Raw genomic sequence first — 26995 nt, 5'->3', positions numbered from 1 at the left:
GGCTGTTCGGGCCTTGTTACTCCACGAAGGCGCGGCGCCACTGATCGAGAACCGGCTTCATCAGATAGCTGAGCATCGTCCGGCTGCCGGTTTGAACATAGACTTCGGCCTGCATGCCGGGCATCAGGTTGACGTTGCCAAGCCGCTTGCGCTCCTCGTCGGACAGCGTGATCCTGACCGTGTAGAAGGTGGAGCCGGTTCGCGGGTCATTGGTGATATCAGGCGACACGAACGAGACCTGGCCGCTCAATTTCGGCGTGGTGCGCTGGTTGAAGGCGTTGAAGTGGACCATCGCATCCTGCCCGGTGTGAACGTGATCGATATCCTTGGGCTGGACGTGCCCTTCGACCTGTAGTTCGTCCGAATCGGGGACCAGCTCCATGACGGTCTCACCCGGCTTGATGACGCCGCCGATGGTGTGGATCGCCAGCTGGTGAATGGTGCCGGAGTTCGGCGCGCGCATCTCGATGCGATCGAGTTGGTCGCGCGCGGCGACGCCCTTCTCGACCAGATCGCCTTCCTTGGCCTGGGACTCGCTGAGGTCCTTGACCACCTCGCTGCGGAAATCCTGATCGATCTTGACGGTCTGGAGCTCGGCTTCGCTGATCTTGGACCTCGTCTCCGCCACGCTGGACACCAGCTGGCCGCGTTCACCGTCGATCCGAGCGGCTTCCCGCTGCAGCGTGGTCAGTCGCGTCAGCGGAACGAGCCGTTTGTCATAGAGCTCCTGCACGCCGGCCAACTCGCCCTTGATCAACTCGATCTGCTTGTTCTTGGATTCGAGCTGAGACTCCATACCGCTGATCTCGTTGTTCAGCTGGACGATGCGGCCTTGCAGCAGCTCCTTCTGGCTCTTGCGGGTCGTGGCACGGGCCTTGAACAGCGCGTTCTCCGACGCGATGACGGTGCGGACATTTGGATCGTCCTGACGTGAGGTCAGCGTGGACGGATAGTCCGGCTGATCGAGACCGTCACGCTCGGCCGAGAGCCGCGCAATCTTGGCGCGCTGTTCGTTCAATTGCTTGGTGATCGCCTGGAGCTGGGCCTGGCTCTGCGTGGCGTCGAGCCGCACGAGCAGATCGCCCGCTGCGACGCGCTTGCCGTTGTCGACCTTGATTTCCGCGACAATGCCGCCGGTCGGATGCTGAATCGCCTTCACGTTGGATTGCACCACGAGATTGCCGGGGACCACGATCGCGCCGGCGAGCGGCACGAGGGTCAGCCAACCGCCGCCGAGAACGCCGGCGACAAGCAGCACCCGCATGCCGAGACGCAGCTCGTTCTCGAACATGCGGCTGACGCGCGGCACCAGCGATTCGTCCGAGCCGTCGTCGAGATCGGCCGCCGTTCCTTGCGTCGCAATGAAGGTCATGCCAGTGGTCAAGGCCGTGCCGGCGGTGCCGACCAGGCGGCCGACTCGGGTTTGCGGAACGACAGGCGCATGCGCCAGGCGGGCAGGGAGGTTCTGCTGTCCCATCGGCCGCGGCGCACCGACGCCGAAATTGCCGTCGCGTCGCGCATCCTGCAGGTCGAGCAGGGGTGCCGAATTGCCGCCCGCCATGCGTGCAGGCGGATTGCGCTGGGGTGGCGACAGCTCCGGCTCGTAGCCACGCATCGGTGCGGGCTGCTGCCAGTCCATCTCGCGGATGCCTTCACCCCGGCGTGCCCGGGGCGCCTGGGCGCCGAGACCGAACAGCGACAGCGACGCACCGAGGGCGCGGCCCATGGTGCTGCCCTTCTTCTTCGAGCGCGGCTTTGGCCTGACTTGCGACGGCGGCGGACGCCGGCGCTTCTTGCCGCCGTCACGTGCGCCGCGGCGCTGCCGCGGGTCCTCGTCCGAGCCGTCGTCGAATGCGCCCTGCAGCCGCTGCAGTTCGAGAATCAATGCATCGCCCTGCGGACCGACGGCGCGGGTCTTCGGTCGCACATAGTCGTCGTCGTCGAAGGGCCTGAAGTCGTTGATGTGTTTCATTGATCAAGCGCTTTCTGCTGGGGCGGCGCGACGAAGCGAGCGGGCGTTCGGATTTGGCGCCGCTGCCGGAGCTGCAACCCTGGGCGGAGCAGGAGCATGCGCGACGGCAGGTCCCGCGGCCTTGTTGGCCCCGGCGACGCGGGCAAAGATCTCCTGGCAGGGCCCGAATGCGATCGCCTTGCCCTCGTACAGCACCAGCGCCACGTTGAGCGCATTCAGCGCGCTGGGACGGTGTGAGATCACGATCACGATGCTCTGATTCTGTTGCCGCATGATCTGAATGGCGCGGCTGAGCGCGTTCTCGCCGTCGGTGTCCAGATTGGCATTTGGCTCGTCGAGGACGATGAGAAACGGATCGCCATACACCGCGCGGGCCAGACCCACGCGCTGCCGCTGACCGGCCGACAGCGACATGCCGCCTTGGCCGATTCGCGTCGAATAGCCTTCCGGCAGCCGCAGGATGATGTCGTGCACGCCGGCGATCTGCGCCGCCTTCAGAATCGCATCCGAGCTCGCATTCTCGTCGAAGCGGCAGATGTTGTCGGCGATGCTGCCATCGAACAGGGCAACGTCCTGCGGCAGGTAGCCGATGTGGCGGCCGAGATCCTCGTTGCTCCATTGGTCGAGCGCTGCGCCGTCGAGGCGGACGGAACCATGCTGTGCAGGCCAGATGCCGACCAGCGCCTTCGAGAGTGAGGTCTTGCCGGAGGCACTCGCGCCGAGCAGTGCCAGACCCGTGCCTGCCTTGATCGAGAACGACACGTTTTGAACAATCGGCCGGTCGGTGCCCGGCGCGGTGACCGTCAGCTCCTGTACGGTCAGCTCGCGGAACGGGCGGGGCAACGCGACCGGCGGCGCTTCCGGCCTGGCGGTGGCCTTGCAGATATCGCGCAGACGCGCGATGCCCTGGCGCGCGGCGACCAGCTGTTTCCAGCTGCCAAGTGCGATCTCGATCGGGGCGAGCGCGCGGCCCATCAGGATCGACGAGGCCATCATCACGCCGCCGGAGGCCTGCTCGGAGACGACGAGCGCCGCGCCGATGCCGAGCATGCCCGACTGCAGGATGAAGCGCAGCACTTTCGCGGCGGCCCCGAGATTGGCGTAGACATCGCTCGCGCGAATGTTGTCCTTCAGATAGCGCTCGTTGACGGCGTTCCAGCGTGCCGAGAAGCGATCCAGCATTCCGAGCGCGCGAATCACCTCTGCATTGCGCTGGGTAGCATCGGCGAGAACCTGCCGTGCGGCGCTCGTATCGCTGGCGGATTTGCTCGCCTGACGCGACAACCGGTCGGTCACCAGCGTCATCGAGATGATTCCGACCGTGCCGATGACGGCCGTGATGCCGATCAGCGGATGAAACAGAAACATGCCGATCAGGAAGATCGGTATCCATGGCATGTCGAGAAAGGCGGTCGGTCCCATGCTCGACATGAAGGCGCGGAGCTGGTCGAGATCGCGCAGTGGCTGCTGCATCAGCATCGGCTTGGTGCCGCGCAGGGGCAGGGTGGCCAGAGCGTGATGAATCGCGTCCTGCAAGCTCGCGTCGAACACGGTCGCCACCCGGCACAGCATGCGGGTGCGCAATGCGTCGAAATAGCCTTGAATCAGATAGACGACCAGAATCATCACCGACAGGCCGACGAGCGTGGCGAGATTTTTGCTCGGAACGACGCGATCATTGACCTGCATCATATAAACCGAGCCCGAGAGCATCAGGATGTTGATGACGCCGCTGAACACGCCGATGCCGGCCATGCGTTTGACAGCCTGGCGCAACCCGCGCGTCACCGGATCGTCGCTTCCCGAGAGAAGGTCGTTGAGGGCAGCCGCGGCTTTCGTTCTCGGGCGGTCTTGAGCCAGACTCATCCAGGCGCGTCTCCCAAAACACAGTGCTTCACTCCGCGCTATTGACAGTCGATACCGACGATTTTCCGGCAACAATTGGACAAGTGGGCAATTCCGTCGCAGCGACGGGGGTACACGACCGGTGCGAGGTACAATGCGCCGGGCCGGCTCTGAAAAGTTGTGGCGTCGCTCAGCGCGATCGGGTCTGCGCGAAATCTGTCCGCGATCGTCGATAGTTGCAGCGTGATAACAGCCATCGGCATGCGACGCGCGTCACACATTCGTCCGTCTATCACCTTGGTTCCGTACTCATTGGTCGCGGTCCGGGCCGAATGACGCCACGAAGGCGAATAAATCTTCCTGCGGTGCAACGCACAGGCGTTGTCATCTCGATCATGCGGTATTCGATGATGGTGCTGAGAACGATCATGATGGCGGCGGCAACACGAGGGCGTGCGGCTCCGCGCACCAATCCAAGACGTGCAATCAGCTCAGCCGGCCATGGTGGCCGACGATGTGTTCTATCATCGAACGTGCGGCCGCTGTGGAACCAGTGACCCGTCCAGCATCGGGCGCACGAGATCAACATCAACTCGAGGGAGGACGAAGCAGATCAGTCCGCGGGTGATCCGAGCAACTCGTCACCGGCTCGGGCCGCGGCAGCTGATCGACCATAGGCGTGATCCAACCGATCACGTTCAAGCGTAGCGGGGCAACGATTGGGTGCAGAACGGCGCTGTGACGCCGAAGTCGGACGAAGTTGCTCACTTAGTAAAGCGTATCCGGGGGACGACAAAGTTGCTGGACGACATCACCATCGAGACGCGTGATGCGGGAATGGATTCGGGTCGAGGGGCGGCCTGCAGGGTTGAATACCTAATCATCCCGCGCCGGATCGATCCGCTGAGACGAAATACGGTCGCCGGGTCGGCGGTGAATCGCGCCGATCGCGTGCGCGCAGCTCTGGAGGCGCACGCATGAAGATCCGCAAGACCGACTATGGAACGATCATCCTGCACTGGACCCTGGTTGGGGCCACTGTGATCGCCTTCATGACAGGGCTTCGCATGGCGACCGAAGCGCCTGGACACGCGTGGATCGCCAACAATCTCGACTGGCTGCTGCCCCGGCACCGGACCTGGACCTGGCACATGCCGGCTGGGGTCGTGCTCGCGAGCGTGGCCCTCGCCTACATGATCTATATCTCGAAGTCAGGGCTCGGTCGCCGCGTCACCATCGACAAGATGCGCTTCAAGGGCTTGCTCGGCCGCCGGCCGGCGCGGCTGGGATCGATCAGTGTGATGCTGCACTGGGTGCTTTTCATCTCCATGGCGATCCTGATCGTCACCGGAGGCATGCTCTTCTTCGGCGTGGCCTCCGGCTACGTCACCATGATGATCCACTGGTACGCGACCTGGGTGATCCCGGCCTTCGTGGTGCTGCACGTCCTGGTTCACTTCAGCATCGGCGGAAAGATGCAGCTCTATCGCGTGTTCCGGCCGGCGCCGTTGCCGCCCCCGCCGCCGAAGCTCGATCCCGTCGAGCTCCTCACGATGCTGGTCGAGCAGTCGGAAAAGCTGGAGGAAGCGGAGGCGCCTCCGAAGAGGCCGGCGCCCGCTGCGCGGCCTGCAGCGCGTGAGCCGATGCCGGCGCCGCGGCGCATGGAGGAGCCGATGCGGGCGCGTTCCGAGCCGCGTGTGCCGCCAGGCCGCATGCGTCCGCCGCCGGCACCTGCCAAGGGCAATTCCCGCCGCCGCAATCCGAGCTTCCAATCCAACCCGTTCATGGTCGCGATCGCCGCAGCCATCGTGATCGGTTCCGCGATGTTCGCCGCCGACTACTACGCCGAGGACACCGTCACGGTGTACCGGATTGCCACATCCGATGCGCCGACCCTCGACGGCGATTCGTCGGATCGCGTCTGGCGCAACATCCAGCCGCACATGGTCACGACCAACCAGGGCGACAATTTCGACGGTACCGGCGAATCGCGAGTGTGGATCAAGGCAGCGCATGACGGCACGTGGGTCTACTTCCTCGTCATCTGGGAGGATCCGACGCGGTCGTTGAAGCAGCTGCCGCTGATCAAGAAGGCGGATGGCTGGCATCTCCTGCAGAACGGATTCGACAAGGGCGACGAGAACGACTTCAACGAGGACAAGTTCTCGCTGTTGTTCACGACGCTGCCGATCACCTTGGCCGCGGACCGAACGTTTCACATGAGCTCGCAGCCGATGCCGGACAAGCCGCCGACCCTGTCCGGTCGCGGCATCCACTACACGCCGGCGCCGAATCTCTATGCCGACGCCTGGCTGTGGAAGGCGACGAGCGGCGGCCCGACCGGATGGATGGACGATGATCATTTCGGTCCGCCTGCGGAGCCGACACCGGATCAGGTCAAGGGACTCACGCCCTACAAGGGTGGGTTCGCATCGGATCCGGGCACCGCGAACTATTCGGACAATTTCGTGATCGACAGGGAGGCCGCAAGACTAGGGAATCGGGGTGTGAGACCGAAGCGTCTTCCGAAGGACGTCGCCGCGATGACCGCGGCGATGGGCGAGATCAATCTCGATCCGAACATCGGCGAGAGTGAAGGCGCACGCTGGTTCATGACGGAGGCCGAATCCGTGCCGTATTCGGCCGAGGCGGATGCGCAGACGCCGATCGGGACCGTCGTGCCCGGTGTTCTCGTCAGCGGCGAGTTCACCGGTGATCGCGCGGACATCCGTTGCGCAGCGCGTTGGGCCGCGGGCCATTGGACGCTCGAAATTGCCCGCAAAATGGACACGAAAAGCAAGTACGACGTTCCGATCAAGAATGGCGTGTTCATGCGTGTCGCAGCGTTCGACCATACCCAGATCAGACATACGAGGCAGATCCGGCCTATGCGACTTGAGGTGCAGTGATGGGTAAGATTTGCAAAATCCAGTACAACAGGGAAACGTTCTACGCGAATGTGGGCGATATCCTGCTCGACGGCGCCATCAACAGCGGCGTGGATCTGCCCCATGACTGCCGCAGCGGAATCTGCGGATCCTGCAAAGTGACGGTCGTCGACGGCAAGCTGTTCGGCGGCATGGAAGGCGACATGGCGCATGCGTGCCAGGCGCGTGTGGTGTCCGACCTGAAGATCATCACGGAGCCCGTGCCGGACACGGTGACGATGAATTGCGAGGTGGGTGATCTCGTCCGGCTCGCGCCCGATGTCGTCGGTGTCACCATCGAGATGCCGAAGCCGCTGCGATTCTTCCCCGGGCAATACGCCAAGGTCCAGTACCGCGGTTTTCCGACGCGTTGCTACAGCCCGACCTATCCGATGGTCGGCGCGCCTGACAGCCATCTGCTGTATCTGCACATCCGCATCCTGAAGGATGGCTTGGTGTCGTCGGCGCTTGGCCGCGACATCCAGGTCGGCCATCGCGTCAGGCTGACGGCGCCGCTGGGCACTGCGTTCTTCCGGCAGAAGCATCGCGGTCGAATCATCCTGGTCGCGAGCGGCACGGGCTTTGCCCCGATGTGGGCGATCGCGGTCGCCGCCATCACCGAAAATCCGAAGCGCGAGATCGTCTTCATCGTCGTGTCGCGCACCTTGCAGTCGTTCTACATGCATCAGGCGCTGTGCCGGCTCGCGCGCTTCCCGAACGTGAAGATCATCCCGATCGTGTCGGAGCCGCAGAACGTCTCGCCGGCGATTCGCAGCGGCCGGCCGACCGAACACATGCCGGAGCTCACACCGAACGACGTCGTCTACACCTGCGGCGCGCCGGCCATGACGGAGGCGGTCGCGAAGATGTCGCGCGCGGCCGGAGCGAAGTGTCATTGCGATCCGTTCGTCTCATCGGCCCAGCCCTCCGAGTCGAGCGGCGGACTCATGAATCGGCTGGTCGGGTGGCTCGACAGCCAGCGCGGCCGGCCGGCCATGTTCCAGCCGGCGGAATGAGATCGTGGCGGCCGCGACGCGCGCGGCCGCAGTCCGGCGCTCAGCCGGCCACGAAAGCGAGCAGAGTGCCCGTGGCCGATGCGGGCGGCACGACCAGGCTCGCACCGCTGCGCACGGCTGCAGCCCCCAGAGCCTTTTCGGTCGTGGTCAGATCATGTGAGGCCAGCACGAGGCCGGCGCCGCCCCGCTCCGGCAGACCGGCAAGCGACACGCCCGGATAGCGCGCTGCGAGCTGGTCCCTGGTCAGGAACACGAAATCGGCGCGGTCACCGCCCGAGGTGACGGTCACGGCGCCGTCGGCTTCGTCTCGCCCGTCGCGATCGATCAGGCGCGACAGGTGAGCCGCGTCCTTGGCCGGGTCCGGCGTCACGATCAGCGCCTGCTTCAGTTGCCTGGCGGCGTTGGCATGGCGCATCAGTTCCGGGATCCACACCGTTTCGCGCGTCTTGTGCTGGCAGGCGAAGATGCGCAGGCCGCCCGGAGCCTCCGCGACCGGCCATTGAAACACGCGGAATTTCGCGGCCGAGATGCTGCCGTCGGGCAGGGGCACCGGACGCTCGAAGTCGATGGGACCAATCGGCTCGAAGCCCTTCGCGCGAATTTCCTCGGCGCCGGCCGCGGAATCAATCGCCGTGAAGGCGATGCGCTCGATGCCTTCGCCGCGCTGGGCGAGGAAGTTGCGGGTCGGAACGTTATGGTCGGTCTCGGCGAGGATGCCGAGCAGCTCGATGTAGTCCGGATCGAGCATGATGGTGTAATTGCCGGATCCCATCTTGGCGCTGTGCGTGCCGCGCGGAGACAGCGTAAAACCCAACCGCTTCCAGGTATCCGCCGCCGCGTCGAGATCCTTCACCACGACGACCGCGTGATCGATACCGATGACATTCTTGAGGGCCACGCGTTTGTCTCCTTGCAGCGAACTTGGCATATTGGCGGCCGAACTATGCCCAATCGACCCATGCACCGCAACCGGCGCAGCCGGGCGCCGGGCGCAAGGCAAGATCGACCTCCGGGATGTTGGTCGATCAGCAAGGATGAGCTGTCCTCCATGAGCATGACCGCAGAAAACGTTCAATGGCCGCCGTCCTTGTGGGCCGCACAGACCCCGCCTGGCCCTGATCTGCCCGTGCTACAGGGCAGCTTGCAGGCCGATGTCGTGATCATCGGCGGCGGCTTCACCGGCTTGTCGACGGCGCTGCATCTGCGCGAGGCCGGCGTCGATGTCGCGATCGTCGAGGCGATGGAGCCGGGCTGGGGCGCATCCGGCCGGAACAACGGTCAGGTCATTCCGACGCTGTCACGTCCGGATCCCGAGGATCTCATCGCCCGTCACGGCGCTGCCGGCGAGCGCTTCGTTGCGATGCTGCGCGACAGCGCCTCCGCGCTGTTCGAGACCGTCAGGCGCTACAGGATCGATGCGGAGCACGAGCAGGCCGGGTGGGTGCAGCCGGTGCATTCGCCCGGGCGGATCAAGATTGCCGAGCGCCGGTTCAAGCAGTGGTCGAAGTTCGGCGCCGATGTCGAGCTGCTCTCACGCGACCAGACGCGCGACATGCTCGGCTCGGACGCGTGGCATGGCGGCTTCTGGAACAGGACCGGCGGCCACATCAATCCGCTGGCGCTCGCGCGCGGGCTGGCCCGAACGGTGCTGAGCCTTGGGGGCCGCATCTACGCGCGCTCTCCGGTGATCGATTTCGAGCGGCGGGGGGATCGCTGGGTCGTGCGCACCGTGCAGGGCGAAGTGTCGGCGCGCGCGTTGGTGCTGGCGAGCAATGCCTATAGCGGCGAGTTCTCCAAGGCTCTCGCGCCGGCCATTGCCCATGAGGTGATGCCGGTGCTGTCCTGGCAGATGGCGACGCAGCCGTTATCCGACAACGTGCGCAAGACGATCATTCCGGCGCGGCAGGCGATGTCCGACACCCATGGCGAGCTCTATTTCGCCCGGTACGACGCCCGCAACCGACTGGTCACCGGCGGCGCCGTGATCGGCCCCGGCAATAAGGCCGAGCGGCTGAAGGCGCGGGTCGCCGAACGCCTGCAGCGCCTGTGGCCGCAGATCGGCGAGGTCAGGTTCGACTACGTCTGGAACGGCTATGTCGGCATGACCACGGACTACATGCCGCGGATTCATCGCCTCGGTCCTGATGCCTATGGCTGGACCGGCTGCAACGGCAGGGCGGTCGCGCTCACGATCCCCCTCGGTGCGGAGCTTGCGAAAGCGGTGCGCGGCGTGTCGGCGAACGAGCTGGCGCTGCCATTCACGGAGCCGGTCACTATTCCGGCGCACGCCCTGCTGCGTCCGTTTGCGCCGCTGATGCTGCTCTTGTACCGATACCGTGACGCGCGCGAGATCAGCTAAGAGGTGGGATGTTCGGTCCGGGCGAAGTCGCCGCCCGGAATGGCCTCGAGCAGAGCCTGCGTATACGGATGCTGCGGGTTGCCGAACACGTCGTGCGTGGGTCCATGCTCGACGACGACGCCGTCCTTCATCACCGCGACCAGATCGCAGATCTGGGCTGCAACGCGCAAGTCATGCGTGATGAAGATGATCGACAGGTCGAGCCGCTCGCGCAGGCTGGTCAGCAGCTTCAACACCTGCGCCTGGACGGAGACGTCGAGCGCGGACACCGGTTCGTCCGCGACCAGCACCTTGGGCCTCAGTGCCAGCGCGCGCGCCAGCCCGATGCGCTGACGCTGACCTCCGGAGAACTCATGCGGGAAGCGATCGGCGGCGGACGGGTCGAGCCCCACCAGGCTGAACAGCTCGCGCGCCTCGGTCAGCGCCTGGTCTCGCGCGGTGCCATGCACGATCGGTCCCTGCGCCACCAGCTCGACCGCCTTGCGCCGGGGATTCAGCGAGGCGAACGGGTCCTGAAACACCATCTGCATCTGCCGGGTCCGGCTTCGGACCTCGCTGCGCGAGAGGCGAGCCCAGTCCTGACCGTCGAGCAGGATCGTTCCTGCATCGGGATCGATGAGGCGGATGATGCAGCGGGCGAGGGTGGATTTTCCGGAGCCCGACTCGCCGACAATGCCGAGCGTTGCGCCCTTTGGCAGTGCGAGCGAGACGTCCCTGACCGCATGGGTGACGCGCTCGCCGCGGCCGAGGAAGCCACCGGTGCGATAGGTCTTCGAGACGCCGGAGATGGTGAGGATCATTCGGTCCGACAGCTCGCGTGCCGGGGGCGCCGCCACGGGCGGCACCGCGGCAATCAACTGCCTGGTGTAGTCATGCTGCGGCCGTTGCAGGATATCCGCCGCCGCGCCCTGTTCGACGACGATCCCATGCTGCATCACGACGACGCGGTCGGCGATCTCGGCGACGACACCGAAATCGTGGGTGATGAACAGCACCGCGGTCCTGCGCCGCTGCTGCAGCTCGCGGATCAGCTTGAGGATCTGGGCCTGCGTCGTGACATCGAGCGCCGTGGTCGGCTCGTCGGCGACCAGCAGCTTCGGATCGAGCGCCAAGGCCATGGCGATCATCGCGCGCTGGCGCTGGCCGCCGGACAACTCGTGCGGATACGCCTTCGCCGCGCGCGGCGGATCGGGAATATGGACGTCGGACAACAGGGACAGCACGCGCGACCTGATCTCGGCCTTGGAGAGATCGGTATGGATGTCGAAGACCTCGCCGATCTGGTCGCCGATCGTGCGCAACGGATTGAGCGCGGTCATCGGCTCCTGGAACACCATCGCGATCTCGGCGCCGCGAATGCTGCGCATCTCGGCCGCCGTGGCGGTGCAGAGATCGCGCCCGGTAAACAGGATGTGTCCGCCATCCGTGCCTACACCGTCGGGCAGCAGCCGCATGATGGCATTGGCCATCATCGACTTGCCGGAGCCGGACTCCCCGACGATGCAGACGATCTCGTTTTCGGCGATCGCAAGCGAGACCTCGGAGATGGCATGCGTTCGGTCGGCGCCTTTCGGCAGCCGTACGCTGAGGCGATCGACGGTCAGAACGGGCTGTGCTGGACTCATCGCTGCTTCAGCCGCGGGTTCAGTGCATCGTTGAGGCCCTGGCCGACCAGCGACACCGCAAGCACGGTGATCAGGATGGCAACGCCGGGGATTGCCGACACGTACCACTGCACGCGCAGCACATCGCGCCCGAGACCGATCAGGTTGCCCCAGGAGGCGACGTTGGCGTCGGACAGCCGCAGGAAGGCGAGTGCACTCTCCAGGAGGATCGCGACCGCCATCACGACGCCGGCATAGACGATCACCGGGGGCAGCGCGTTGGGCAGGATCTCGCCCAGCATCAGCTGGGTGTCGCGCATGCCGAGGGTGCGTCCGGCCTGGACGAATTCGCGGCCGCGCAGCGAGAGGAACTCAGCCCGCGTCAGCCGCGCCGGCGCCGGCCATGAGACGATGCCGACGGCGATCGTGACCGTCGTCAAGGTCGAGCCGAACACCGCGACCAGCACCAGCAGCAGCACGAAATTCGGCAGTGTCTGGAAGGCCTCGGTGATGCGCATCAGGATGTTGTCGACCCACCCGCCGTAGTAGCCGGCGAGTGCGCCGACCATGATTCCGATCGCCACGGCAATGAACGTGGCGACGCCGCCGATCAGCAGCGAAATGCGGGCGCCGTGAAAGATCTGGGCGGCAATGTCGCGGCCGGAATTGTCGGTGCCGAGCAGGAAGCGCGGATTGGCGAACGGCCAGATCAGCGGACGCCCGGCGAGCGCGAGCGGATCGCGCGGATAGAGATAGCCGGCGCTGATCGCCATGCCCACCACCACAAGAAGCAGGATCAGGCCGAACACCGCGGAGGGACTGCGGAAATAGCGTTTCACGGCGTCCATGCTCAGTTCTCCGCCGTGATGCGCGGGTCGAGCCGCGCATAGAGCAGATCGGTGATGAAGTTGACCGCAATCACCAGGAGCGCGGAGACGAACACGATGCCGAGCAGGGTGTTGAGATCGCGCTGGACCACCGATTCATAGGCAAGGCGTCCGAGGCCAGGCAGCGAGAACACGGTCTCGACGACGACGGAGCCGCCGAGCATCGTCCCCGCCTGCAGCCCGATCAGCGTGACCATCGGCAGCAGCGCGTTGCGCAGAACGTGGCGGGTGATGATGCGGGTCTCGTCGAGGCCCTTGGCACGTGCGGTGCGGACGAAATCGAGGTTCTGGACCTCGAGCATGGATGCGCGCATGATGCGCAGATAGATGGCCAGGAAGATCAGGCCGAGCGTCAAGGACGGCAACACCAGGTGGCGGGCGATGTCGAGCACGCGCCAGAGGCCGTTCGTGACCGCGCCGATATCCTCGAAGCCGCCGGCTGGCAGCCACTGCAGGTAGATCGAGAACACGACGATGGCCATCAGACCAAACCAGAACGACGGGGTCGCGTAGAAGATCAACCCCACGGTGGAGATCAGCGTGTCGGGCCACCGGTTGACGTCGCGCGCAGCGATCACCCCGAAGACAAGACCGAAGAAAAAGGCAAAGGACAGGGACGAAGTCATCAACAGCAGGGTCGGCGGCAGCCGCTCCAGGATCACGGCGGCGACGGGCTTGCCGTAGATCGCGGAGAATCCGAGATCGAGGCGCACCAGCCGCCACAGGTAATTGGCCAGCTGCATCGGGACCGACAGATCCAGCCCATAGAAGCGGCGCAACTCGCGGGCAGTCGCAGCATCGCCGCCGCCCATCTGGGCCATCATCGCGTCGACCGTGTCGCCCGGCGCGAGTTGCAGCAGGAGAAAGACGCCGATCAGGATCAGGAACAGGGTGGGGATCGAGGCGGCGAGCCGCCGCCCCGCAAGGCTCAAGATGCGCATGGCCTTATCCTGACGGATTCCGGCTCAGGCGGAAAGCCACAGATCGTGCCAGCTCGACGATCCCCAGCGCGGCGTGTTCGAGTGGTTGCGCGCCTTGGCCGTGATCACGGTGACGAAGATCTGCTCGATCGGCATCCACACCGGCAGCTCGGTATTGGCCTCGCGCACGAAATCGGCATAGAGCGCCTTGCGCTTGGCCGGATCGACCTCGGTCGCCGCGTCATCGATGATCTTGTCGATCTTGGCGTTGTCCCACCCCCACTGGTTGGTCCACGGCGCGCCCTTGGGCTGCCCGGAGCGGTACCAGACCGTGGTCGAGACGGCCGGATCATTGCGATACTGGTGCCAGCCGGTCGCGAGATCGAAGGCGTGCTCGTCATAGACCTGCTTGAGGAAACCGCCGCCATCGTTGCGCACGATCTCGATCGCGATGCCGACCTCGCCCAGCGATTGCTGGAGGAAGGTCGACCACAGCGAGATGTCCTCGCCCCATGGCGCGGGCAGCAGCCGCAGCGAGAAGCGGGTGCCGCCGGCGCCGGGCTTGTAGCCGGCTTCGTCCAAGAGCGCTGCCGCCTTGGCCTTGTCGTAGGGATATTGCGGCGTATTGGCGCCGGGGTAGAAGTCGGTCGAGGTCGACGGGATCGGGCCGGTGCCCAGCTTGGCGAAATCGCCGAGGAAGTTCTCGATGAAGAAAGGAACGTTGATCGCATGCGCGATGGCGCGGCGGACCTTCACGTCCGCCAGCTCCTGGCGGCGGACGTTGAACTCGAGCGTGTTGGTGCGCGCGTTGCCCTCGTTGCCCTTCGTCGAGACGATGAAGCGCTTGTCCTTGCTGAGCCGCGCCATGTCGGAGATGGTCAGGCCAGAGAACGGGCTGTAGTGCAACTCGCCGGCCTCCATCTGCGCGGCTGCGGCGGCGCGGTCAGTGATCACTTTCCACACGATGCGATCGAGGTAGGGCGCGTTCGGCCTCCAATAATCGGTGTTGCGCTCGGCCATGATGTATTGCCCGCGCTCGTACTTCACGAACTTGAACGGACCGGTGCCGACGGGGGCGAGGTTGGCGGGGTTCTGCCGGATGTCGCCGCTCTCATAGATGTGCTTGGCCGAGACGTAGCCGAGATCGGGTAGCGCGCGCAGGAGCAGGTTGAGCGGCATCGGCCGCTCGTAGCGGAAGATCGCGGTCTGCGGATCCGGCGTGTCGACCGCTGTCAGGAACAGCTGCAAGGTCGATCCGTAGTTGAGGATCTTCTTCCACATGTTCATCGCGGTGAAGGCGACGTCCTCCGACGTGAACGGCTTGCCGTCATGCCAGGTGATGCCCTTGCGCAGCTTGAAAGTGACGGTCTTGCCATCCGGCGTCGCCTCCCAGCTCTCGGCCAGCACGCCGACCGGCTGGCCGTTGGCATCGAGGTCGACGAGGTTCTCCTGGATCTTGCCTCCGATGATGTAGACGCCGGTCGATGCCTGGAGGCTCGGGTTGAGCTGGCGCTGCTCGGCGCCGTAGTGCACGTTGAATACGCCGCCTTTGCGCGGGATCTCCTGGGCGAAGGCCCGGAATGGATTGACCACGTTCGCGGCGATGGCGGCGGAGGTCAGGAGGGCGGTCCGGCGGCTGATCTCGAAACGGCTCGAATTCATCAAGGTCTCCCGAAGGCCAAGCGGGGACGCTGGCCGATGGTGCAATTGCGGCGAAGATTACGCGGATCGCGGGTCCAAGTCATTTGCGAATTGCGATGCAGATCTGCGGCATTCTCGGCCGGTCCATGCAGCCGGCGGCACCGTGGCATACATTGCTCGTATACAAACGAATGGGAGAAGATCTTCGCCGACGGGGACTTGAATGAGGTGGGGATTGCCGGCTGCCACGAACCGACCGGAGGCAACTCTGACGCGGCGCCAATAGACTGCGCTATCTCAGGTCGACGTCATAGGGCCTTCGATCGGCAGCCGCAGCTCGAACGCAACACCGTTGTCGCCCGGCCGCAGCGAGATCTCGCCGCCATGGCTTGCCATGATGGCGCGCACGATCGCCAGCCCCATACCGGTACCGCCGCTGTCGCGCCGGGTCGTGAAGAAGGCATCGAAGATGCGGTCGCGGTTCTCCGGCGAGATCGGATCGCCGTCATTGCTGGCGATGACGATCAGCATCTCCTTGCTCTCCTCGGCCTCGAGGCGGATGCGCCGGGCGCCGTGCCGGACGGCGTTGTCGACGAGATGCGTGAGCACGATCAGCGCGATCTCGTTCGGGAGCATGGTGCTGCGCTCGACAGGGCCGGACGTCTCGATGACGGTCGACGGGAAACGCGCTCGCAGCGTGCTGACGGCCTCGGCTATGCTACCGGCCTCGACCGTCGACACCGTCTCCGCCCGTGCCAGCTCGCGCAAGCGTTGGGCCAGCGCCGCGAGGCGGTCGGCGTCGCCAAGGATGTTGGTGAGGAATTTCTCCTGCTCGGCGCGTGTCAAGGTCTCGGAAGGACTGGCCAGAGAGTCGAGCAGCAGCTCGGCTGCGCCCTTGATCGAGGTCAGCGGCGATTTGAGCTCGTGCGTCAGATGCGCGGAAAAGCTCCGGATGTAGTTGGAGCGTTGGGCCAGTTGCTCGGCCATGGCGAAGAAGTGCCCGGCGAGCTCGGCGAAGTCGCGGGTGCCGTAATGGGCGAGCGGGCGGAAGCCGGCGGGATCGTTGCGTCCGATCCTGCCGGCGCGATCGACCAGCTCGCGCATCGGCCGTGTGATCGTCCGTGCCACGATGAGGCCGACCAGCAGCGTCGTGAGGACAATGGCGGAGCCTGCGGCAACGAACTTGCCGCGCTCTTGATAGAGATGCTCGAAGATGTTGCGGGGCGTCCGCGAGGTGTAGATGACGCCGGCGACGCGATCGTTGACGACCACCGGCATGGCCGAGAACACATGGACACCGACGCCGCGGCTGATCGAATAGATCGGTGGCGGCGTCTTGTCCGGAATGCGAATGCGGAGCGCGGCGCTGTAGCGTCCCTTCAGGGCGGCAGCCACCTCGTCGATATGGGCGAGTGACTTGCCCATTTCATCGCGGCCGGCGATCACGACGCCTTGCGGATCGAGCACACGGAATCCGGCCAAGGTGACCTTCTGCGTCTCCCTGACGATCGGAAGCAGCCGCGCGCCAATCGCGACATAGGCGGGATCCGCAGGATGGATCGCGTCGCGGGCGTCCGGGCGGCGGACGAACAGATCGTTGGCCAGCAGATCGAGCAGGGGACGGATGGGTGTCACCTCGTCTGCGGAATCGGGGCGTGCCTCGGGCGGGATTTCGGCGCCGAGCGGAAGGCCAGCGGCAAGGCGCGCGGACACCTCCTCGGCAAAGACCGCCGCGAGCACACGGCTCTGCGCGATCAGCTCTGCCTGTGTCTGACGGATCAGCTGGTTGTCGTAGATGCGAAAGAAGAACAGCCCGACCAGGGGCAGGGTGGCGACCAGCGCCAGCACGCCGAAGACGATCTGTCCCAGCGACGGCCGCCATTTCGCCCTGGGCTTGGGCGCGATCATGAGGCGCCGCAGCGGCCGAGCCGGAAGCCCACGCCATGGACGGTCTCGATCGCGTCGTCGCAATGCGCGGCTGCGAGCTTCGCTCTGATGTTGCGGATGTGGCTGTCGATCGTTCGGTCGGAGACCTGGATGTTGAGCTGATAGGCAGCGGTCATGATCTGCTCGCGACTGAAAACGACTGCAGGACGCGTCATCAGCGTGCGCAGGATGCTGAACTCCAGCGCTGTGAGCGTCAGCGGCGTATCGCCGAAGCGCGCCAGATGCTGCTGCGAGTCGAGACGAAGCCTGCCGTGCGCCAGCTCCTCCGGTTCGAGCGTACGATCCGCAGCACCGGAGTTGACCCGACGGAGAATGACGTTGACGCGGGCAACCAGCTCGCGCGGGCTGAACGGCTTGGTCACGTAGTCGTCGCCGCCGATCTCGAGCCCGAGAATGCGGTCGATCTCCTCGTCGCGCGCCGACAGGAACAGGATCGGCACCTGCGAGGTCCGGCGGATGCGCCGGCAGACTTCGAGCCCGTCGAACTCCGGCATGCCGACGTCGAGCACGATGAGGTCGGGCCGGTCCTCGGCGAACCTGACCAGCGCGGCCCGACCGTCGGCCGCCTCCGTCACCGCCATGCCGGCCTTGCTCACGGCGACACGCAGGACCTCGCGGATATGCGCGTCATCGTCGACAATGAGGATTCGGGGGGACACGGCCAGGGCTCCGCGGCGAGGCATCAACTGGGATTCTGCGTTAGAGGATGTCTATCGAGATAGCGCTGCAAGCGCCAGCCGCGAAAACTCCAGGATCGCCACGACGCCATTTCGGCCACCTGCCGGTCCAGCAGCCGGTCGTGGATCCGGGGCAGACCGGCGTCCTGCGGCAACAGCAACATGGCGCGCCGCACGGCCGGCAGGGCTTGGGTACCGAGGCTGGAGAGATAGTCGCTATCGATGGCAGAGCGGCTGCGTCCTGCCTCACGGCTGCTGGTCACGTTGTAGTCGGCGATCAGCCCGTTGAAATTGACCAGCGCGCAGCCGTAGAGCGTCGCCGCGAGCGCAAGCAGGTTCATGCGCACGAGCCATGCATTGGGCTTCTCCAGAATGATCCGCGCCATGATCAGGATCAGTCCCACGGCGACCAGCGCCATCCATATCAGAGCCGCGATGCGCCACTGCGTCAGGAGATAGCTCTCGATATAGATGTGGACCCGCTGAATCGAGGATACGACCAGCATCACGTTCTGTCCGACCCAGAGATAGACGAGCGGGCGGATGAGCCGCGACCCCTCCTGTCCCGAGCGGACGGCGGCGATGACAAAGGCGGCCGCCAGAAGTGCCGTAGCGATCAGCGGGTAGGCGCCTCGGTGGGCGTAGGTCGCGTAAGTCATTCCGTTGGGAAGCGCCGCATGTCCCCACAGATAGACGCCATCCAGGGCGGTCTGGATCGCAAACAGCAGGTTGAACAGAATCAAGGAGCGGACGACGGTCTGCTGGTTGAGGAGGGGGCTGACGACCGACGGCGCCTGGTCGTCGCCATCGAGATCGATCGGAGGACGTTGCGTCTTGCCTCGTTGGCGCCAGCGCAAGTTGATGAATGGCCAGATCAGGGACACCATCAGGAGCCAGAAGATGGGACGGCCTACGCTCAGGCTCGACGCAATGTGCTGAGGATGCAGTTCGTCGAGCCATTGCTCGATGACGGGATTGGCTGCCGCGAACAGGAGAATGAAGACGAGGCTGAGGGCGAGGGGGATGCTCCAGGTCAGCACGATGCGTGTAAAATCGTTGGCACGAAGCGTGGCCAAAGTATCGGGGATCAGTTGGAACGGTCCGATCAGAAGAAGTTGCCGTGCTGCGCTCAGCGGCACGAGAAGTCCTTCGGCGGCCGGATCGGTCGACAGGGCGACGGCCGATATCGTCCCGAGGACGACGATCAATACCGACAACGTCGTCAGGTCCTCGATCGCGGGCAACAGGCCTGCAACGAGGACGATATTCGCAAGAATCGCGCGCGGGCGGTGGATCCGGTCGTGATTGGCGAGGAGGCTGGCTGCGAAGAGCGCTGCCGCAAAGATCGGGAAGGAGAGGCCTAGCGTCTGGTCGTAAAGCAGGATGTCGGCGAGCCCGAGCAGGCCGATCGCGATGATGAACTTGTACCACATGGACTCAGATGCCTCTGGGGAAGCCGTCAGCTCGGCGGAGCCCTTCATTGAAGTAGTCCTTGGTTGAATCACGACTCGGTCGGCAGCGCCCGCCGATGAAGCGAGCATGCCCCCCCGCGCGTGCAGCGGTGCCGGAGACGGTCTGCAGCATTTCAGGATTTGTTTGCAGATTTCGTGCAGACGCGATTCCACATCTGGCGCAGGGGAAGCGTGATTGTTACGCAATGGCCGTCTTTCCCTGGGATGATCGGCTGCACACATGCTCGGACGTATCAGGACCGCGGTTCTCTGGCTTCTTGCTCTGCTCTTCATTTTCGTCACGCTGAACAGCAACGAGCCCTATCTGGTTCGGCTGCGGGGCAGCGGCCACGCAGCCCTGCTTCTCATAGGACTTGCCGTTCCGCTGCTACTGATGCTCGGCGGTCGGTGGCGGCGGGATGCCGCCGGACGCGCGCTCGTCGTGGCATGGTGTGTTCCGCTGATCATGCTGACGTCGACGCAGTTCATGTTTGCTTGGCGCAAGTACGAGACGTTCCGCACGCCCCCGGACGTGGCGCATCTGCTCGGCCGGCATTTCATCGTCGGCTACACGGCCGTGGACGACGCCGCCGCGCTGGCGCGACAGGGATTGATCGCGGGCGTCTATGTGACACACCACAACGTACGTGGCCGGACCGAGCCTCAATTGCGCGCCGAGATCGCGCGATTGCAGGCCGAGCGCCGGAGCGCCGGGCTGTCGCCCCTGCTGGTTGCGGCGGATCAGGAGGGAGGCACTGTCGCACACCTGTCTCCGACCCTGCCGAACATGCCCGGCCTCGCGACGCTGGCCGATCTGCCGGCCTCTCGCCGCGCGCAGGATGCGTTCGCGATGGGACGTACCCAAGGTGAGGCGCTCGCGGCTGCGGGCATCACCTTCAATCTGGCTCCTGTCGTCGACCTTCGCCCGAGCTGGACGCGCAACCGACTGGACTTCCACACCTTGATCGGCCGGCGCGCGATCTCCAACGATCCCACGGTGGTCGGCGACATCGCGCTTGGTTATGTCCGCGGCCTGGAAGCAAGCGGTGTTCGCGCGGCGGTGAAGCACTTCCCTGGCCTGGGGCGCGTCGCGGCGGACACGCATCACTTCTCGGCACAGCTCGACACGGCAGTCGATGTGTTGGAACAGTCGGATTGGCGGCCGTTCCGACAAGTGCTGCAGGGCTCGCACGCGGCAATGATGGTCGGTCACGTGATGGTCGATGCGATCGATCCAGAGCGGCCTGCCTCGCATTCCAAGGCCGTGCTCGATGGCCTCATTCGCGGCCGCTGGAACTATCAGGGCGTGGTCGTGACGGATGATCTGGTGATGGGGGCGGTCTATGGCCGTGATCTGTGCAAAGCCGTCGTGGAAGCGCTCAATGGCGGCGCCGATCTCTTGCTGGTGGCCTATGACGGGACTCAGTTCCATCGCGTGCTTGCTTGCGCCAAGGAGGCTCGGGCGGAAGGACGCATCGATCTCGATGCACTCCGGGGGAGCGATGAGCGGCTGAGGCGCTGGAGGCCTGAGGACAATCCGTCCGAGCCTTCGACCATCTCGACGGTTCGGGTGGAAGGCGTGCGTCGGAATGTCGTCGACTGACTCGCAGCAGGAGCCCACAGTCAGCGCGGGCCGTTGCCCGTCCAGTTGCGCCAGGCGACGTTGGAGAGACTACGCAGGTCGGTCGCCAGCGGGCGTCGCGTCTGCTTATCGTGCTGGGCAATGACCTGCTCGGACTCACGAATCTTGAGCTGGAGCTCAGCGACTTGCCGCTTGGTCAGTTCCAGCGCTTTCCCGTCGGCGCTCTCGCCGACGGTGAACCGGGCCGTCTCGATCTGCTTCAAGACCGTACGATTCTTTTTGAGCTGGGCGCGATGCCAGGCAACCTTGCTGTCACTGTCCGCAACCATGGTGCACTCCCGCGAAATGCCGCGAAGACTAAACAACCAGGTCTTGATTCGCGACGGCTCCAGGCCAGCATCGGCAACATGGGAATACCATTTGTCGATCTGTTGTCCTGATTACTTGGGGCACGAACGCTCCAGTCCCCCGCGAGCGTCTCGATCTCATTGATCAGTTCGGATGCCCCAGCCTGTGGAGTGGCTTGCGTAAGTTCATGATTTGTTCTAGATTGCGGCGATGCTTGCCTATGGGTGCTCCATGCGCGATCTGTGTTGGGTCCGAGACGAGATCGATCGAATGCGTCTACAGGTCGGGCGGCAGCGTCGTGAAATCTTGCAACTGCGGCGAGCCGGAGTGGCGACAGCCGCGGCCGAGGCGCTGTTGCAGCGCATGCTGGAAACTCTCGAGCGGCTGCGGCAGCAGCGCGAGCAGCTCAAGGTGGAGCAGGCGAGCCTGCTGCCTCGCAAGCAGCGGGGCGCCCGGCACGCATGAGATGCTGGCGGCGTTGGGAGCATCGCGGAGCGATGCCAGTCATCTGGAGCCAGAGCGAAAAACGGACCCTCCGGACGCGAGGGCTCTGACCGGCCGATGTGCGTCAGCGGTTCGATGCTTGCGACAGGTCGTTGTTCGGCGCGCCCGAGCCGACTTCATCCTGATCCGTTGCACCCTGGCTGGGGCGTGCGGAGCCCTGCGACTTCCTGTTGGCTGCCGTCGTTGGCGCTGGTTCGGAGGTACGAGCCTCGGGCAAGACGATGTCCGGCGGCACGGTCATGAGCTCTTCCGCGGTAGCCTCGCACGATTTGATCTCGAAATTGTTGTCCAGGATCTTTTCGCCGTGCGTGCCGAGCGTGATGAGATCAGCCTGTTCCGCAGCCTCCCAGACCTCGCGCTCGGTACGAAACGGACGGGTCAGCTGTTCGTCATTCTCAAACAATGCGTAGGGCACGAGCGCCTCCAGATTGCGATCCATCGAGGCAGCGATGCCGCGCTGCTCAAAGCCGGCCGTCCATTCGAGGCAGGCACGTCCAGACAAACTGCTGCAGGTGCTGGCTGGTTCCACGCAGGAGATTGCCGATCCGACCGACCAGTTGTGACGATCCGTCCGGCCCGCCCGGCGGAACATGGACGCAAGCGCGAGGTTGCCCGCGGTGTCGAATTTCCAGGAGAATTCAATGGACATCAAGGGAAAGAGGATCGCGATCCTCGCGACCAACGGGTTCGAGCAATCCGAGCTCGAAGTGCCGCGCGATCGCCTCAAGCAGGCGGGCGCGACCGTCGAGATCATCTCGCTCGCGCCGGGCGAGATCAAAGGCTGGGATGACAAGGATTGGGGACGGTCCGTCAAGGTCGACAAGACTTTGGACCAGGCTTCTGCTGCGGACTACGACGCCATCGTGCTGCCGGGCGGCCAGATCAATCCGGATCTGCTGCGTCTGGAGCCGAAGGCACTGCGATTCATCAAGGAGATCTTCGAAGCCAAGAAGATCGTTGCGGCGGTCTGTCATGCGCCGTGGCTCCTGATCGAGACGGGAATTGCCAAGGGGCGCAAGATGACGTCCTACAAATCGATCAAGACGGACGTCGCCAATGCCGGCGCGCAGTGGCAGGACGCGGAGGTCGTGGTCGATCAGGGCGTGATCACCTCGCGCAATCCCAGCGATCTGGAAGCCTTCAGCGCCAAGATTATCGAAGAGGTCAAGGAAGGCCGCCATCTCAAGCGCAGCGCGGCTTGATGCTGAGATCGGAAGCCGGGAGAAAACCCGGCTACCTCAGTGGGACGGGCCCAGCGCCCGAGGGGTCGAACGCTGGGCCGCAGTCCACACGGAGTGCCTCCAGCGCGATGGGGGAACGCCGCCAGAGGCACGGAAATGACTCGCGGCGGGCTGGGTCGTTCCCAATTCCTATGCGCGGACCTTCGCCCGCGGGATCTCGACGATAGCCTCGCAACGTTCAGTCTCGCAACGTTCAGTGAGACGTCGGAACTTCGCTGCTCATCCCGGGTTTGCCGCTCTTGAACGGGCCCCCGGAGATGTGTCGTGAGTGAGAAAGCAAAAATCGAGGACTACAAGGCTCCGGCCGGCGGTTGGGGATCGGTGCGCGCGGTCGCGAGCATCCTGACGCAGGAGGAGGTCACGCTGCTCGGCAGCGAGATCCTGCTCAAACAGAACAAGCCAGGCGGCTTCATGTGCGTCAGCTGCTCCTGGGCCAAGCCGGCAAAGCCGCACCCGTTCGAATTCTGCGAGAATGGCGCCAAGGCAACCGCGTGGGAAATCACCGGCAAGACGGTCGGACCGGAGTTCTTTGCTCGGCACACGCTAGCTGAGTTGCGGACCTGGTCGGATCATCAGCTGGAAGAGCAAGGGCGTCTTGCTCATCCCCTGCGCTACGATGCTGCGGCGGATCGCTATGTCGCCGTGAGCTGGGAGGAGGCCTTTCGTGACGTCGGCGCGGAGTTGAACAATCTCGATCCGCATTCGGTCGTGATGTACACCTCGGGCCGGGCTTCGCTCGAGACCAGCTACATGTATCAGTTGTTCGGCCGCATGTACGGCACCAACAATTTTCCCGACAGCTCCAACATGTGCCACGAATCCACATCAGTGGCTCTGCCGGAGGTGATTGGCGTCCCCGTCGGTACGGCGCTCCTTCAGGATTTCGACAAGGCAGATTGCTTCTTCTTCTTCTTCGGCCAGAACACGACGACCAACTCGCCGCGCATGCTGCATCCGTTGCAGAAGGCGGCACAACGCGGCGTGCCCATCATCACGTTCAATCCGCTGCGGGAGCGTGGGCTGGAGCACTTCACCAATCCGCAAAATCCCATTCAAATGGTGCTCACCGGGGGAACGCGGATCAGCACGCAGTATCATCAGCTGCGCATTGGCGGCGATGGTGCGGCGCTACTCGGATTGTGCAAGGCCGTGATCGAGGCGGATGATGCCGCGGTCGCGACCAAGAGCCCGCGCGTGCTCGATGTCGCCTTCATCGAGCAGCACACGTCCGGCTTCGAAGCTTTCGCAACCTGCTGCCTGCAGGCGTCGTGGAGCGATATCGAACGCTCCTCCGGCCTCACGCGCAGCGCTATTCTGGAGGCCGCCAAGGTCTACGCAGGCTCACGCGCCGTCATAGCCAACTATGGGATGGGAATTACCCAGCATCGCCATGGCGTCGAGACCGCCAAGATGATCGTGAATCTGCTGCTATTGCGCGGCAACATCGGGAAGCCCGGGGCGGGTATCTCGCCTGTCCGCGGCCATTCCAACGTGCAGGGGCAGCGTACCGTGGGAATCTCGGAGAAGACCAAGCTGGTGCCGCTCGACAAGCTGGCCGAGCTTTATTCCTTCGAGCCGCCGCGCTGGGACGGTCTCAGCACGGTCGATGCCTGCCAGGGCATCATCAAGGGCGACGTGAAGGGCTTCGTCAGCCTCGGCGGCAATTTCCTGCGCGCCGTTCCGGAACGTTCGCTGATGGAGCCGGCATGGTCGAAGCTGCGGCTGTCGGTGCAGATCGCCACCAAGCTCAATCGCAGTCACCTCGTTCCGGGCGAGGTGACCTATCTGTTGCCGTGCCTCGGCCGCATCGAAATCGACCGGCAGGCGGGCGGAGAGCAGGCGGTCTCGATGGAGGACTCCACTACCTGCATTCACGGCTCGCGCGGCCAGCGCCAGCCAGTCGCCGAGACCCTGTTGTCCGAACCAGCCATTGTCGCCGGTCTCGCCAAGGCCACCCTGAAGCCAAATCCGCGAGTCGACTGGGATGCCTGGGTCGGCGACTACGCGCGCGTCAGAGATGCCATCGAGCGAACCTATCCCGACCAGTTCAAGGACTTCAACAAGCGCCTGTTTCAGCCCGGCGGCTTTCCGCGGCCCATTGGCGCCCGCGAACGCAAATGGAAGACATCGACCGGCAAGGCGAACTTCACCGTGCCCAAGGCGGCACTCAATCCGCCGGAGGAAGGCAATGGCGTGTATCAGCTGATGACCTTGCGCGCCGACGGCCAGTTCAACACCACCATCTACAACGAGGACGACCGATTTCGCGGCGTCACGGGTGGCCGTCAGATCGTTTTCATGAACGCGAGCGACATGGCTGATCTGTGCATCAAGCAGGGCGAACTGGTTCGGCTTTCGACCGAGGCCGATGACGGCGTGGCGCGCTCGCTGGGCGGGCTTCAGGCGGTGGCGTTCGACATTCCGCGCTACAGCGTCGCGGCCTACTACCCCGAATGCAACGGATTGATTCCGCTATGGCACTACGCGGAGGGGAGCAAGGTGCCCGCCGCCAAGTCGATCCCGGTCCGGATCTCGCGCGACATGGCCGCCTGAGCCGTCCGGAGCGGTCAGCCCGCAGCCCGTTGTCGTGCGTCGCCCGGCGCCACCGTTGCGCAAGGGCTTGTGATCTCCGGCGGGGTCGCGCCGGGGCGAAGCGGGACGACCAGCCGGCACACCAATCCCTCGGGACGCCAGTCGAACGAGGCGCGCCCACCGAGCTGGCTTTCCACACTGGCCATCAGGCTGCGCGTGCCGAAGCCGCGCGAGGTCGGCGCGCGCACCAAGGGACCGCCGGTTTCAATCCAGATCAGATCCAGGCGCTCATTCTCGATGGTCCATTTGACTGAGAGATGCCCGGAGCGGACCGACAGCGCACCGTATTTGGCCGAGTTTGTCACCAGCTCGTGCAGCGCCAGCGCCAGCGTCTGCGCGGTCGCCGGCTCGAGTTGCAGCTCGGCGCCGTCGAAGGCGACCTGGCCGCCGGTTGCATAGGGCGCGAGTTCTTCGGCCACCAGCCTGCTTATCTTCGCACCTTCCCAGCTTGATAGCGAGAGGATGGTGTGTACACGGGCCAGCGCGCTGATGCGCCCCTCTACCGCGTCGACATAGGTCTTCACGCTGTCGGCTTTTGTCAGGCGAACGATCGACTGGGCCAAGGTCAGCGCATTCTTGGCGCGATGATCGACCTCGCGGGTCAGCAGGTTCTGGCGTTCCTCGGCGCGTTTGCGCTCGGTGATGTCGATCGTGACCCCGCTGACGCGGATCACGCGACCGGTCCTGTCGGTTGTCGCTGCGGCCGTTCCGACGCACCAGCGTTCTTCGCCATCTGGCCGGTTGATCCGGAACTCAGCCTCATACGATGTCGTGCCTCGGCTAAATTCCGCGACCACCTGGCGGGCACGCTCGGCATCCTCCCGGTGCAGGAGCGCCATGATGTTCACGGTGTTCAGCTCGAAGCTCTGAGGCGAGACGCCGAAGATACGGTACTGGCCCTCGTCCCACATCCAATCGCCATTGACACCGTCCCAGTCCCACGAGCCCATCTTGCCGGCCGCGATCGCCATGCTCCGACGCTGCTCGCTCTCGACGAGCTTTGCTGTCGATCGCTCAAGCTCGGCCGTGCGGGCCCGTACCCGGTCCTCCAGCTCAAGGTTGAGATGTTCCAGCTCGCGTGTCTTGCGATAGAGCTCGGCAAAAACCTTGATCTTGGCGCGCAGTACCTCCGGCACGACGGGAACCGGTACGTAGTCGACGGCGCCCATCTCATAGCCACGAAGGCGATCGAAGTCGCTCACCTGGATGGCGGAGATGAAGATGATCGCAATCTTCTGGAACCTCGGATGCTCACGGATCATTTGCGCCAGTTCGAAGCCGTCGAGCTCGGGCATGCAGACGTCGACGAGGATCACCGCGATCTCGTTCTTCAACAGAATTTCGAGCGCCTCGCGCCCGGAGGTGGCGACTACGAGTTTCTCGCCGAGTTCCTTCAGGATGACCTCGTAAGCCAGCAGCTTCGCCGGCTGATCGTCGACCAGGAGGATGTTGACCTTCGCATGTTCCATCATGATGAACCGT

Annotated in this window: 21 protein-coding genes; 8 read left to right on the top strand and 13 right to left on the bottom strand. The window is 64.6% G+C overall.

Features of this window, described 5'->3' with window-relative positions:
• Positions 1-16: 16 nt before the first annotated feature.
• Together QX126_RS06680 and QX126_RS06675 are read right to left on the bottom strand one after the other, a co-directional pair.
• Positions 17-1972, bottom strand: coding sequence for an HlyD family type I secretion periplasmic adaptor subunit (locus QX126_RS06680; protein ID WP_315738088.1), 1956 nt, complete (start codon positions 1970-1972; stop codon positions 17-19).
• 3 nt (positions 1973-1975) lie between these two features.
• A complete protein-coding gene (locus tag QX126_RS06675) occupies positions 1976-3838 on the bottom strand; it encodes a type I secretion system permease/ATPase (protein ID WP_315738087.1) in 1863 nt (620 codons plus the stop codon).
• A gap of 777 nt (positions 3839-4615) precedes the next feature.
• Between QX126_RS06675 and QX126_RS06670 the strand changes: the two genes are divergently transcribed.
• From QX126_RS06670 to QX126_RS06660, 3 genes are read left to right on the top strand one after another with little or no spacing between them, the layout of a single operon-like run.
• Positions 4616-4798, top strand: coding sequence for a hypothetical protein (locus QX126_RS06670; protein WP_315738086.1), 183 nt, complete (start codon positions 4616-4618; stop codon positions 4796-4798).
• Positions 4795-6726: an ethylbenzene dehydrogenase-related protein gene (locus QX126_RS06665; RefSeq protein ID WP_315738085.1), complete on the top strand. Its 1932-nt coding sequence runs from the start codon at positions 4795-4797 to the stop codon at positions 6724-6726. Before QX126_RS06670 ends, QX126_RS06665 begins: the two co-directional genes overlap by 4 nt.
• Positions 6726-7760 carry a 2Fe-2S iron-sulfur cluster-binding protein gene (locus QX126_RS06660; RefSeq protein WP_315780056.1) on the top strand — a complete coding sequence of 345 codons (1035 nt, stop codon included), beginning with the start codon at positions 6726-6728 and terminating at the stop codon, positions 7758-7760. Before QX126_RS06665 ends, QX126_RS06660 begins: the two co-directional genes overlap by 1 nt.
• Before the next feature lie 40 nt (positions 7761-7800).
• Here QX126_RS06660 and QX126_RS06655 read toward each other — a convergent pair whose 3' ends face one another.
• Positions 7801-8658 (bottom strand): VOC family protein, encoded by an 858-nt coding sequence (locus tag QX126_RS06655; RefSeq protein WP_315738083.1) that lies wholly within the window; start codon positions 8656-8658, stop codon positions 7801-7803.
• Between the two features lie 150 nt (positions 8659-8808).
• Here QX126_RS06655 and QX126_RS06650 point away from each other — a divergent pair, with 150 nt between their 5' ends.
• Positions 8809-10119: an NAD(P)/FAD-dependent oxidoreductase gene (locus QX126_RS06650; protein WP_315780054.1), complete on the top strand. Its 1311-nt coding sequence runs from the start codon at positions 8809-8811 to the stop codon at positions 10117-10119.
• Here the strand turns inward: QX126_RS06650 and QX126_RS06645 are convergent.
• From QX126_RS06645 to QX126_RS06615, 7 genes are all read right to left on the bottom strand, one after another.
• Positions 10116-11744 (bottom strand): ABC transporter ATP-binding protein, encoded by a 1629-nt coding sequence (locus tag QX126_RS06645; RefSeq protein ID WP_315780052.1) that lies wholly within the window; start codon positions 11742-11744, stop codon positions 10116-10118. The two genes, QX126_RS06650 and QX126_RS06645, sit on opposite strands and share 4 nt — an antisense overlap.
• A complete protein-coding gene (locus QX126_RS06640; RefSeq protein WP_315780050.1) occupies positions 11741-12571 on the bottom strand; it encodes an ABC transporter permease in 831 nt (276 codons plus the stop codon). Before QX126_RS06640 ends, QX126_RS06645 begins: the two co-directional genes overlap by 4 nt.
• A gap of 2 nt (positions 12572-12573) precedes the next feature.
• Positions 12574-13551, bottom strand: a complete 978-nt coding sequence (locus QX126_RS06635; RefSeq protein ID WP_315756600.1) for an ABC transporter permease — start codon at positions 13549-13551, stop codon at positions 12574-12576.
• A 24-nt stretch (positions 13552-13575) separates the two neighbouring features.
• On the bottom strand, positions 13576-15192 hold the full coding sequence (locus tag QX126_RS06630; RefSeq protein WP_315780048.1) for an ABC transporter substrate-binding protein: 1617 nt from the start codon (positions 15190-15192) through the stop codon (positions 13576-13578).
• Between the two features lie 276 nt (positions 15193-15468).
• Complete coding sequence (locus QX126_RS06625) at positions 15469-17079, bottom strand: ATP-binding protein (RefSeq protein WP_315780045.1); 1611 nt, start codon at positions 17077-17079, stop codon at positions 15469-15471.
• Complete coding sequence (locus tag QX126_RS06620) at positions 17076-17777, bottom strand: response regulator transcription factor (RefSeq protein ID WP_315738076.1); 702 nt, start codon at positions 17775-17777, stop codon at positions 17076-17078. Before QX126_RS06620 ends, QX126_RS06625 begins: the two co-directional genes overlap by 4 nt.
• A 23-nt stretch (positions 17778-17800) precedes the next feature.
• Positions 17801-19276, bottom strand: coding sequence for a DUF4173 domain-containing protein (locus QX126_RS06615; RefSeq protein WP_315780043.1), 1476 nt, complete (start codon positions 19274-19276; stop codon positions 17801-17803).
• 211 nt (positions 19277-19487) lie between these two features.
• On the opposite strand from QX126_RS06615, the gene QX126_RS06610 reads away from it, so the two are divergent.
• Positions 19488-20849, top strand: a complete 1362-nt coding sequence (locus QX126_RS06610; protein WP_315780042.1) for a glycoside hydrolase family 3 N-terminal domain-containing protein — start codon at positions 19488-19490, stop codon at positions 20847-20849.
• Between the two features lie 20 nt (positions 20850-20869).
• Here the strand turns inward: QX126_RS06610 and QX126_RS06605 are convergent, their stop codons facing one another.
• Positions 20870-21157, bottom strand: coding sequence for a hypothetical protein (locus QX126_RS06605; protein WP_315780040.1), 288 nt, complete (start codon positions 21155-21157; stop codon positions 20870-20872).
• 289 nt (positions 21158-21446) lie between these two features.
• Here QX126_RS06605 and QX126_RS06600 point away from each other — a divergent pair, with 289 nt between their 5' ends.
• Positions 21447-21641, top strand: coding sequence for a hypothetical protein (locus QX126_RS06600; RefSeq protein WP_315774906.1), 195 nt, complete (start codon positions 21447-21449; stop codon positions 21639-21641).
• Positions 21642-21744: 103 nt separating this feature from the next.
• Here the strand turns inward: QX126_RS06600 and QX126_RS06595 are convergent, their stop codons facing one another.
• Entirely contained in the window at positions 21745-22329 is a 585-nt protein-coding gene (locus tag QX126_RS06595; protein WP_315780038.1) for a hypothetical protein, read from the bottom strand.
• Between QX126_RS06595 and QX126_RS06590 the strand changes: the two genes are divergently transcribed.
• Together QX126_RS06590 and QX126_RS06585 are read left to right on the top strand one after the other, a co-directional pair.
• Entirely contained in the window at positions 22322-22882 is a 561-nt protein-coding gene (locus tag QX126_RS06590) for a type 1 glutamine amidotransferase domain-containing protein (protein ID WP_315780036.1), read from the top strand. The genes QX126_RS06595 and QX126_RS06590 overlap by 8 nt on opposite strands.
• Positions 22883-23185: 303 nt before the next feature.
• Complete coding sequence (locus QX126_RS06585) at positions 23186-25474, top strand: FdhF/YdeP family oxidoreductase (RefSeq protein WP_315780034.1); 2289 nt, start codon at positions 23186-23188, stop codon at positions 25472-25474.
• Positions 25475-25488: 14 nt separating this feature from the next.
• On the opposite strand, the gene QX126_RS06580 is transcribed toward QX126_RS06585, so the two are convergent.
• Positions 25489-26982 carry an HWE histidine kinase domain-containing protein gene (locus tag QX126_RS06580; protein WP_315780032.1) on the bottom strand — a complete coding sequence of 498 codons (1494 nt, stop codon included), beginning with the start codon at positions 26980-26982 and terminating at the stop codon, positions 25489-25491.
• Between the last annotated feature and the right edge of the window lie 13 nt (positions 26983-26995).

Origin of the sequence: Bradyrhizobium sp. SZCCHNPS1003 (assembly GCF_032381555.1) — a bacterium.
GTDB lineage: Bacteria > Pseudomonadota > Alphaproteobacteria > Rhizobiales > Xanthobacteraceae > Bradyrhizobium.
The sequence above is the reverse complement of the archived record's forward strand: the minus strand, read 5'-3'. Positions and strand labels throughout refer to the sequence as shown.